The organism is Parafannyhessea sp. (assembly GCF_051876455.1).
Classification (GTDB): Bacteria; Actinomycetota; Coriobacteriia; order Coriobacteriales; family Atopobiaceae; genus Parafannyhessea.
Genome location: NZ_JBJEHW010000161.1, coordinates 1 through 10,029, shown reverse-complemented (window position 1 = coordinate 10,029; position 10,029 = coordinate 1). Strand labels below are relative to the sequence as shown.

The 10,029-nt window shown below is 66.4% G+C and carries 11 protein-coding genes and 2 tRNA genes; 2 read left to right on the top strand and 11 right to left on the bottom strand.

Features of this window, described 5'->3' with window-relative positions; translation table 11 throughout:
- Positions 1-1,614: 1,4-alpha-glucan branching protein GlgB (gene glgB, locus ACI38Z_RS07055; protein WP_439789482.1), on the bottom strand; the 1,614-nt coding region annotated here is incomplete at its 3' end.
- 216 nt (positions 1,615-1,830) lie between these two features.
- On the opposite strand from glgB, the gene nth reads away from it, so the two are divergent.
- Positions 1,831-2,583: an endonuclease III gene (gene nth, locus ACI38Z_RS07050; protein WP_439789483.1), complete on the top strand. Its 753-nt coding sequence runs from the start codon at positions 1,831-1,833 to the stop codon at positions 2,581-2,583.
- Between the two features lie 2 nt (positions 2,584-2,585).
- The gene (locus ACI38Z_RS07045) at positions 2,586-2,900 is read left to right on the top strand and encodes a DUF6485 family protein (RefSeq protein WP_439789481.1); all 315 of its coding nucleotides are present in this window, start codon (positions 2,586-2,588) and stop codon (positions 2,898-2,900) included.
- 172 nt (positions 2,901-3,072) lie between these two features.
- Here ACI38Z_RS07045 and ACI38Z_RS07040 read toward each other — a convergent pair whose 3' ends face one another.
- From ACI38Z_RS07040 to ACI38Z_RS06995, 10 genes are all read right to left on the bottom strand, one after another.
- Complete coding sequence (locus ACI38Z_RS07040; protein ID WP_439789480.1) at positions 3,073-4,392, bottom strand: O-acetylhomoserine aminocarboxypropyltransferase/cysteine synthase family protein; 1,320 nt, start codon at positions 4,390-4,392, stop codon at positions 3,073-3,075.
- A gap of 563 nt (positions 4,393-4,955) precedes the next feature.
- Positions 4,956-5,501 (bottom strand): rubrerythrin, encoded by a 546-nt coding sequence (rbr, locus tag ACI38Z_RS07035; RefSeq protein WP_439789479.1) that lies wholly within the window; start codon positions 5,499-5,501, stop codon positions 4,956-4,958.
- A 75-nt stretch (positions 5,502-5,576) separates the two neighbouring features.
- A complete protein-coding gene (locus ACI38Z_RS07030; protein WP_439789478.1) occupies positions 5,577-6,482 on the bottom strand; it encodes an adenine glycosylase in 906 nt (301 codons plus the stop codon).
- A gap of 4 nt (positions 6,483-6,486) precedes the next feature.
- Positions 6,487-6,975, bottom strand: a complete 489-nt coding sequence (locus tag ACI38Z_RS07025; protein WP_439789477.1) for an RrF2 family transcriptional regulator — start codon at positions 6,973-6,975, stop codon at positions 6,487-6,489.
- 173 nt (positions 6,976-7,148) lie between these two features.
- Positions 7,149-7,225, bottom strand: a tRNA-Asp gene (locus ACI38Z_RS07020).
- A 54-nt stretch (positions 7,226-7,279) separates the two neighbouring features.
- Positions 7,280-7,356: transfer RNA gene (locus ACI38Z_RS07015), tRNA-Asp, on the bottom strand.
- Positions 7,357-7,469: 113 nt separating this feature from the next.
- Positions 7,470-8,468, bottom strand: coding sequence for a hypothetical protein (locus tag ACI38Z_RS07010; protein WP_439789476.1), 999 nt, complete (start codon positions 8,466-8,468; stop codon positions 7,470-7,472).
- Positions 8,469-8,541: 73 nt separating this feature from the next.
- Entirely contained in the window at positions 8,542-9,183 is a 642-nt protein-coding gene (gene recR / locus ACI38Z_RS07005) for a recombination mediator RecR (protein WP_439789475.1), read from the bottom strand.
- Positions 9,183-9,491 carry a YbaB/EbfC family nucleoid-associated protein gene (locus tag ACI38Z_RS07000; RefSeq protein WP_439789474.1) on the bottom strand — a complete coding sequence of 103 codons (309 nt, stop codon included), beginning with the start codon at positions 9,489-9,491 and terminating at the stop codon, positions 9,183-9,185. The genes recR and ACI38Z_RS07000 overlap by 1 nt, the downstream gene beginning before the upstream one ends.
- Before the next feature lie 272 nt (positions 9,492-9,763).
- On the bottom strand, positions 9,764-10,029 hold a 266-nt coding region (locus tag ACI38Z_RS06995), incomplete at its 5' end, for a hypothetical protein (protein WP_439789473.1).

Below are 10,029 nucleotides of genomic sequence, written 5' to 3'. Positions count from 1 at the left end.
GTAGGAGTCCTGCCACAGGGCCGGGTGCTCGTTGTAGAACCGGTTGAGGCAGCTCACGTAGTGCTGCTGGTGGGCGTGGCTCTCGTACTCGTCCGTGAGGAAGTACTGGATGCCCTCGTAGTAGCGCCACTCGATGAACTGCGCTATCTCGTTGCCCATGAAGTTGAGCTTGCCGCCCGCGTGCGTCATCTGGTACAGCGCGAGGGCGCGCATGCCCGCAAACTGCCGCCAGTAGTCGCCCGGCATGCGGGTGATGAGCGAGCACTTGCCGTGCACGACCTCGTCGTGGCTGAGCGGCAGGATGAAGTTCTCGTTGAACTGGTACATGGTGGAGAAGGTCAGCAGCTTGTGGTTGCCGGGGCGGTACGGGAAGTCGGTCTGCATGTAGTGCAGCGTGTCGTTCATCCAGCCCATGTCCCACTTGAAGTGGAATCCCAGGCCGCCGTCGGACGTGGGATACGTGACGAGCGGCCACGCCGTGGACTCCTCCGCGATCATCATCACGTCCGGGTAGTACTTGGCCACCGTGTCGTTGCAGTTGCGGATGAACTCGATGGAGGCGTCGTCCTCCTCGGTCCCGCGGGAGTTGAACTTCTTCTGGCCCGGGTCGTCCACGCCGAAGTTGAGGTACAGCATGGACGTGACGCCGTCCATGCGGATGCCGTCCGCGTGGTACTCCCCCACCCAGTACAGCAGGTTGGACGTGAGGAAGTTGCGGACCTCGTTCTTGGTGAAGTCGAACTTGAACGTGCCCCAGTTGGGGTGCTCCTCCTTCTCGTACAGCTTCTCGCCGTTGAAGTGCACCAGGCCGTGCTCGTCGCGGCAGAAGCCGCCGGGCACCCAGTCCAGGATCACGCCGATGCCCGCCTGGTGGCAGGCGTCCACAAAGTGCTTGAACTGCTTTGGGTTGCCGTAGCGGCTCGTGGGCGCGTAGTAGCCCGTCACCTGGTAGCCCCAGGAGCCGTCAAACGGGTGCTCCATCACGGGCAGCACCTCGATGTGCGAGTAGCCCATCTCCTTGACGTAGCTGACCAGCTCGTCCGACAGCTCGTCGTAGGTGAGGTAGCTGCCGCTGTGGTCCTCGGAGTCAGGGTCGCCGTTGCCGGCCAGGCCGTCCGGGTGGCGCTTCCAGCTGCCCAGGTGGCACTCGAAGATGTTGAGCGGACGCTTGAAGAAGTTCTGCTGCGAGCGCGTGGCCAGGTACTTCTCGTCCTGCCACTCGTAGCCGGAAAGGTTCGTCAGGCGCGAGGCCGTTCCCGGGGGGCACTCGGCGTAGAACGCGTACGGGTCGGCCTTGTACAGCAGGTCGCCCTGGGCGGTCTCTATCACGTACTTGTAGAGCTGGCCCTCCGTGGCGCCCGGCGCAAAGCCGTACCACACGCCGTTGGTGGGCGTGCACGTGAGCGGTGTGGCGTCCAGCTCCCAGTCGTTGAAGTCGCCTATGACGCTGACGCCCTTGACGTCGGGCGCCCACACGGCAAACCAGTAGCCCTCGACCCCGTCCTTGTTGCAAGGATGTGCGCCGAGCTTCTCGTAGCTGCGGAACCACTCGCCTTTGCCCATGAGGTACAGGTCATCGTTGGTTAGCAGGTAGTTTGCAATGGGTGCGCTCATGAAACCATCCTCCGACTTGTGCCCGGCTGCTTTGGGGTGGCACCGGTTGCCCGCGTCCACCGTAACTACACATTCTATAAAATCCAACAAGTGGTTATGGACACTAGTTTGCGCACGGTGGCAAACGGGCCGTGCGCGACATCGCGTATGCCCCGCGCAAAAGCGGGTATCATGAACCACCAACGTGAGGGCACCAAAGACGGGGGCGAGAAGGACATGCCACGCGAGTCGAAGGCAAGCCGCAGGGAGCGGGCGGTCGAGTTCTGCCGGCGCATGCACGAGCGCTACCCGGGCGTGCAGAGCGCGCTCGACTACCACGACCCCTTCACGCTCACGATCTGCGTGATGCTCTCCGCCCAGACCACGGACGCCGGCGTCAACCGCGTGACGCCCGAGCTCTTCCGCCGCTGGCCCACGCCCGAGGCCATGGCCCAGGCCGACCCGGCCGAGGTGGGCGAGGTCATCCGCAGCATCGGCTTCTGGCGCGCCAAGGCGCTGCACTGCGTGGAGGCGTCCCAGATGATCATGGCGGACTTTGGCGGGGAGGTCCCGCACACCATGGAGGAGCTCTGCCGCCTGCCCGGCGTGGGCCGCAAGACCGCGAACATCGTGCTCAACAAGGCGTTTGGCATCTGCGAGGGCATCGCGGTGGACACGCACGTGTTCCGCATCGCCACGCGCCTGGGCCTCACGCGCGCGAGCACGCCCGCGGCGGCGGAGAAGGACCTGCTTGGCCTGATCCCAAGCGACCTCTGGACCTACGTCAACGAGGAGTGGATCCACTTTGGCCGCGACACCTGCACGGCGCAGCGACCCAAGTGCGACGCGTGCCCGTGCGTGGACATCTGCCCCTCTGCCTTCAAGGCGAACGGCAAGCCAAACGCAAGGAAGCCTGGCTCCAAGGCGAAGTCCGGCACGCGGACGAAGGCAGCCGGCAAGGCCGCTGCCCGCAAAACAAAGGAGAGGTAACCATGTCTGACGGCGGAAGGCACTTCTGCACGTGCGACGACCTCAAGTGCCCGTGCAACCCCAACAACCCCCAGAACCTGGCCAAGGGAAACTTTGGCTGCGACGCGTGCATCCGCAAGAACCTCGCGCTGGGCGAGGTCCCCACCTGCATGTTCGTGAACCTGGGAGACACCACCGACTGGCACGACTGGTCCGTGGAGGGCTTCGCGGAGTTCGTGCGCCTGCACCCGCGCGACCCGGAGGTCAGGCGGCAGATGGCCGCCAGGGCCAAGGCCTTTGACGCGGCCCACAACGGTGCGGACAAGAAGGACGCCTAGCCCTTCTCGGCAGGCTCATCGGCAGGCAGGCGCAAGGTCGCACGCGAGAGAAGGACGCGCCCCCGCGGCAGCAAGCCGCAACAGAAGCGCCCCGCCGCGCGCCGCAGGAGCTGCGGGCGTGACGGGGCGTTCTTCTTGCTTGCGTGTGTCTGCGGCCGTGCCGCGGGCGATGCTACGCCTTGGAGATGGCCTGGTCGAGGTCGGCGATGATGTCGTCCACGTCCTCGATGCCGACGGAGAGGCGGATGAGGTCCTCGGAGAGGTGAGCGGCCTCGAGCTGCTCCTTGGTGAGCTGGGAGTGCGTGGTGGAGGCGGGGTGGATGATGAGGGACTTGGCGTCGCCCACGTTGGCCAGGTGCGTGAAGAGCTTCACGTTGTTGACGACGTTGAGGCCAGCCTCGCGACCGCCCTTGACGCCAAAGACCAGCGCGCCGCCAAAGCCGTGCCTGAAGAGGCGCGTGGCGGTCTCGTGGCTCGGGTCGTCCTCGAGGCCGGAGTAGCGGACCCACGTGACCTTGGGGTTCTCCTTGAGCCACTTGGCGACGGCGAGCGCGTTGTCGGAGTGACGCTGGACGCGCAGGGACAGGTCCTCGAGGCCGAGGCCGATGAGCTGCGCCGCGTACGGGGAGAGCGTGGGGCCAAAGTCACGCAGCTTGTTGGCGAGGACGCGCGTGGCGAACGGCGCCGCGGGGGCCGCATCCGCGAAGACGATGCCGTGGTAGGAGGGGTCGGGCTTGGCGAGCGTGCTCCACTTGTCCGGGTCCTGCTTCCAGTCGAACTTGCCCGTGTCGACGACGGCGCCGCCCAGGGTCGCACCGTGGCCGCCGATCCACTTGGTGAGGGACTCGATCACCACGGCCGCACCGTCCTCGGCCGGACGGTAGATGTACGGCGTTGCGAAGGTGTTGTCCACGAAGACGGGCACGGGGCTCGGCAGGGAGTTGGCAGCCTCGACGATGGCGGGCACGTCCGCGACGTCGACCAGCGGGTTGCCGATGGTCTCCACGTACCAGAGCTTGGTCTTGGGGGTCGTGGCCTTGACGAAGCCGTCGATGTCGTTGTTCTCCACGAAGGTGGTCTTGACGCCCAGGTCGCCCAGGGTGTGCAGGAAGATGTTCCACGTGCCGCCGTACAGCGAGTCGGAGGCGACAATCTCGTCACCGGCGCCGACGAGGTTGGTGAGCGCCAGAATCTCCGCGGCATGGCCGGAGGCGACTGCCACGGCGCCGGTGCCACCCTCGACCGCGGCGACGCGGGCCGCGACGGCGTCGGTAGTGGTGTTGGTCAGGCGGCCGTAGACGTTGCCCGGCTTGGTGAGGGCGAACTTTGCGGCGCCGTCGGCCGCGTCGTCAAACTGGAACGCGGCGGACGCGTAGATGGGGAGCGCGGCGGAGCCGGTGGTGGGGTCGGGCGCCCAACCCGCGTGTACCTGCAGGGTGTTGAAGTGCTTCTCGGGGTCCTTTGCAAAGCTGGGGTCGAGTTCGAATGCCATGATGTGGTCTCCTTTATGCGTTGGTGCGGGCTCTTCTCGCCCGCTCTGATGATCTGTTTCGTCGTTCCGTTGGTCGTTCGCCCGGTTACCCCTCTGCTCTCTGGCAGTTCTCTGAGCCCGGGCTAGAGCATCGTCTTGCTCCTGGCTTGCATGTCCGTTCTGGTCTTCATCGTGAGCGCGTCCATTCGGTGCGTTGGTTCTCGCTTTCGTTGTGAACACATAATAGGGCACGGCATTTCTGGCACAAGGATTTTCATATAGCGTGGGCGAGAAAAACGACGTTTCCGCAGGTAAACGCTATCTTTAACTATACGTTTAATGGTTATCGCCTAAACCGATAACTAATTTGACGTGCGGAAACGCAGAGCTTGCCAGTTGAGGGCCAGGGGCGTTGCAGCGCCTCCGTGGCGCGGCCGAGTCACAGTCACGGCGCCTCGTCCTTCTCCCCCAACGCAAGAAGGGCGGCCCGCACGACCATGCGTGCGGACCGCCCTTGGGGGGACCTATGGCGCGGGCCCGTCAGACGCGGACCCTTGCGGTTGCCTGCCGGCAACCAGTCGCAACTAGTAGTTGACCGCCAGCTCCTCGAAGTAGCTCTGCGGGTGGTTGCAGACCGGGCAGACCTTGGGGGCCGTCGGGCCAACGTGGATGTGGCCGCAGTTCAGGCACTTCCAGACCTTGACGCCCTCGCGCTCGAAGACGTGGCCGTTCGCGACGTTCTCGGCCAGCTTGTTGTAGCGCTCCTCGTGGTGCTTCTCCACGTCGCCCACCAGGCGGAACTTTGCGGCGAGCTCCTTGAAGCCCTCCTTGTCGGCGGTCTCGGCAAAGCCCTTGTACATGTCGGTCCACTCGTAGTTCTCGCCCGCGGCGGCATCCTTGAGGTTGGTCAGGGTGTCGGGAACGTCACCGTCGTGCAGGTACTTGAACCACAGCTTCGCGTGCTCGCGCTCGTTGCCGGAGGTCTCCGTGAAGATGTTCGAGATCTGGACGTAGCCCTCCTTCTTGGCCTTGCTTGCATAGAACGCGTACTTGTTCGTGGCCTGGGACTCGCCGGCGAACGCCGCCTCGAGGTTCTTCTTGGTCTGGGAGTTCTCAAAATCGACTGCCATGCACGTTCTCCTCTCCGAACCGGACAGGCCCGACGCCCGTCCGCTCTTCCAACCGTGCCACCCACATTGTACGGCTCAGGCGCTCCAATTGCCACCTATCTTGTGGCAGAAGCCCTCTGACTCGAGCTCCTCAAGCAGTCCAGTCACCTGGCGGGCAGACAGTTTCTTTCTACCCGCCTGGACCTCTGTTCTACACATCTCGTCGACAAGTGTCGCAATGTTGACACCATGCGGGCTGTCTGTACGGTGGTCCAGAAGCAGCCGCACCAGCTCGGCGCGCTTCTGGCGGTGCGAGCCCTCGAAGCGCGACTGCCGCGCATGCGCCTTGGAGCGCCGCGACGGGTTTGGCACGGTTTTCTTTAGGTACGCGCCGTAGTCGAGAAGGGCGTAGTACCACGTCCTCGGGTCATCCTGCGGGTCGCTCGCGTTTGGCGGGCAGGCGGCCGCGACCAGCGGCACCAGCTCGCGGTCGCTCACGCCCTCCCGCCCCGGAAAGAGCTCGTGCAGGAAGACGGAGCGGACGTTGGTCTCGAGGTAGACGCCCGGCAGGTCGTACGCAAAGGCGCGGATGCCCGCCGCCGTGGCCGGGCCCACGCCCGGCAGCGCCACGAGGTCCGCCTGCTCGCGCGGCATGGTGCCGCCCGCCGCGCTCACGATGCCGGCAGCGCGCCACAGCGCCAGCGCGCGACGGTTGTAGCCCAGGCCCTGCCACTCCTCCAGCACGTCCGCCGCGGCCGCCGCCGCAAGCGCGTCCACGCTGGGGAAGCGCTCGCACCAGCGCTGCCAGCGCCCGTCCACGCGGCTGACCTGCGTCTGCTGGAGCATCACCTCTGATATCCAGATCTGGTAGGGATCGCGCGTCCTTCTCCACGGGAGGTCGCGATAGAGCTCGCGGCCACGCGCGAGCACCGTGCGCCTGAAGCCCTTTGGCAGCACGGGCGCCTCGGCCTTACCGCGCGCCGCGCCGCTTGCGCCTGCCATGCGGCTACCTTGCGCTGGGGACGTCGGGCACGCGGGGCGTGGGGCCCGTCAGCTCAAAGTCGCTGTCCGGCGTGAGCATGGGGTGCTGGTGCTCGCACACCACCTGGTACAGCGTGACGGAGTCGAAGTAGCGTGCCAGGATGCGCTCCGCCTCGCACCACACGGGGTTGAAGTGGCACTCGGGCCTGAAGGGGCAGGGCTCGCCGTCCGGGCCCGCCGTTCCGCAGGTGGACACGTACACCGGCCCCTGAATCGCCTCGATAACCTGGCGCATCGTCACGTCGCGCGGGTCAACGCACAGGCGCATGCCGCCGTGCGCGCCGCGGCTGCTCTCGATGAGGCCCGCGGCCACGAGGTCGTGCTGGATGGAGCGGGCAAACGAGTACGGAACGCCGTTCTTCTCGGCCGCGGCGCGAACGGACACCACGTCGTCCGACCGGACGAGCTCCGCAAGCATGCGCAGCGCGTAGTCTGTCTTCCTGGAGATGTCCACGTCAGCTCGTTTCTTCCCGTACCTATCAATAAAGCTACCGCGTTGGCAGCATTTAGAGATTGTATCCCATTGGCACGGGGCCGTCGCGCGAGACGGGCGCACCGGCGTCTGGGCTGCGCAGACATACGCAAAAAAGGGACCCCGGCGCGTGCCAGGGTCCCTCTAACCATTGATGGCGGGATGTGCGGGACTTGAACCCGCGACCTCCGACGTGACAGGCCGGCGCTCTAACCAGCTGAGCTAACACCCCTTGCTGTAAGGCAAGAAAAAAGGGCCCGGTTTCCCGAAGCCCTGAATACATGAATGGCGGGATGTGCGGGACTTGAACCCGCGACCTCCGACGTGACAGGCCGGCGCTCTAACCAGCTGAGCTAACACCCCGTGCATCAGTGCGAAAGCTATATTACATGCAACCGCGTGGCTTTGTCCAGAACTAATTTGAGAAAGTTCTTCTCCACCACTTGCGCACAAGTCCCGCGGCCAGAAGGACGCGCCTACTCGCTCGTGGACGTGCCGCTGGACGACGTGCTGCCGGAGCCTGAGCTCGAGCCGTCCGACGCGCTCGACCCCTGCGAGATCGAGGTGGCCGAGCCCGCGACCGCGACCTTGGTCGTCTTGCCCTTGCTGTCCGCAATCACGAGGTTGGTGCCGCTGAGCTTGACGGACTTGATCGTGCCCGTGCCCGTGACGGCCTTGCCGTCCGAGCCCACCACCTGCGACGCCGGCTGGCCCGTGCCGATGGTGTAGGCCAGCACGTCCCAGCCGCCCTCGAGGTCCTCCGGCACAAGGATCGTGCCCTTGTACAGCACGAACTTCTTGGGCGTGCCGTTGAGCGAGCTCAGCACCGTGAGGCCGGCCCCCTTCTTCTGGGTGCTCACGATCGCGTACGAGCCGTCCGCCTGCTTTGACAGCGAGTAGGCGGTGCCGCGGTAGCTGATGGTCTCGTCCACGTCCGCCACGACCTTCTCGGCCTGCGTGGTCTTGGTCGTCGTGGTGGGCTCGGCCGTCAGGAGCACGTGAGCCAGGTAGGCGCCGCACGCGATCACGACCACTATCAGCACCGTCACGATCGCCACGAACTTGCGGCTCGTGTGGGTCTTGGTCTCGTGGCTGCGCGTCTGGGGGCGGTACGCGTCGGATATGCGCATCTCGTTGCCGTAGCCGCTGCGCCGCCAGGACGACGTGCTGTCCGCGGAGAGCTGCTCCACGTTGGTGCGGTTCTCCACCTTGGCGCCCATGCTCGCGTCGATCCGCTGGAACGAGCCGGTCGCCGCCGGGTCGAGCACGGGGCGCGGCGCGGCCTGCTCGGCCATGCCGTCGCTGTCGTAGTCGCGGCCCACGGAGTAGTTCTTGTAGTGGTTGGTGGTCGATCCCGCAAAGTGCGTGCCACCGGTCGGGCGGCCCGTGCCCTTAGGCACACGCACCCCGCCCGCGCCGCTCGCCGCATGGCGGGCGTGGCGCGACGTGTAGGAGTCGTTTGCGCTTTGGCTCATGTGTCAGACCTCCCTGTCTGGTGTCTGCCGTGATTCTTGCACGAATCCGCGGGGGCGCGCCCCAAAACGTTGGCTAGAGCGCCCTTCTGGCCTCAATCGCGCGGCCAAGGGTCACCTCGTCCGCGTACTCCAGGTCGCCGCCCACGGGAAGCCCGCTCGCCAGGCGCGTGACCTCCACACCCAGCGGGCGGATGATCCGGCTCAGGTACGTGGCCGTGGTCTCGCCCTCCACGTCCGGGTTGGTCGCGAGGATGACCTCGTGCACCTCCCCGTCCGCCAGGCGCTTGAGCAGCTCGCGCACGTGCAGCTGCTCCGGCCCCACCTTGTCCATGGGCGAGATCACGCCGCCCAGCACGTGGTAGAGCCCGCGGTAGCTGCCGGTCCGCTCGATTGCCTGCACGTCGCGCGGCTCGGACACCACGCAGATCGTGCCCCGGTCGCGCGTGGGGTCGTCGCAGATGTCGCAGTGCTCGCGCGTGGCATAGTTGAAGCAGATGGGGCAGAAGTGCACCTGCTCCTTTACCTGCAGGATGGCGTTGGCCAGGCGGCGGGCCGTCTCCGCGTCGGCCTCCAGCAGGTAGTACGCTATGCGCTGGGCGGACTTTGGCCCGATGCCGGGGAGCCTCCCCAGCTCGTCAAGCAGCCGCTGCAGCGCGCGGTCGTCCGCCGGCACCTGCGTCTCGCCGGCCGGCGCCCACTCCAGAGCCTGTGCCACTAGAACATCCCCGGGATGTTCATGCCGCCGGTGATGGCGCTCATCTGCTGGTTGGCCACGTTCTGGCCGCTCTCCAGGCACTCGTTCACGGCCGCGAGGATGCTGTCCTCCAGCATCTCCACGTCCTCCGGGTCGAGCGCCTCGGGGTCAAGCTTGATGCCGGTGATGTGGCCGTCGGCCGTGCCGGTCACCTTGACCATGCCGCCGCCCGCGGAGGCGGAGACCTCCGTCTGTCCCAGCTTGTCCTGCGCCTGCGCAAGCTGCTTCTGCATCTTCTGCGCCTGCTTCATCATCTGCTGCATGTTCATGCGTGGTTCTCCTATCTGGGGAATCGTCTGACGGTGAGAAGAACGGCCCCCTCGTGCGCACGCCCGCCGCACCTGCGGCCGGGCCTCGGCGCGAGGCGCCACGCCCTTCTCGTCCAGTTGCCTTCAAGCATCCTATTGTATGTACCCAACGAATGATACGCCGCGTGGACGGACAGACCGCACGCAGCGCGCCCATACCCAAAAACCAAGGGGCGCGCCGGCGGCGGCACGTGCCCGGGCCGGGCGGCACCGCGCGCCGACACGCCTGGCGGCTACTTGTCCTGCGCCTTCTCCACCCCCGCGTACTTGACGTCGCCAAACACGCTGGACAGCATGTCGAGCACCTTCTGGGCGTCCTCGGGCGCATCCGCGAGCGAGGGCTCGGGCGCCGCGGCAGACTTGGGCTGCTGGGCCGGGCTTGCGGCTGGCTGCGGGGCGGGCGCCGGGGCTGGCTTGGGCTGCGGCGCGGGCGCGGGCTGCGGGGCCGGGGCTGGCTTGGGCTGCGGCGCGGGCTTGCTTGCAGGTGCCTGCGGCTGGG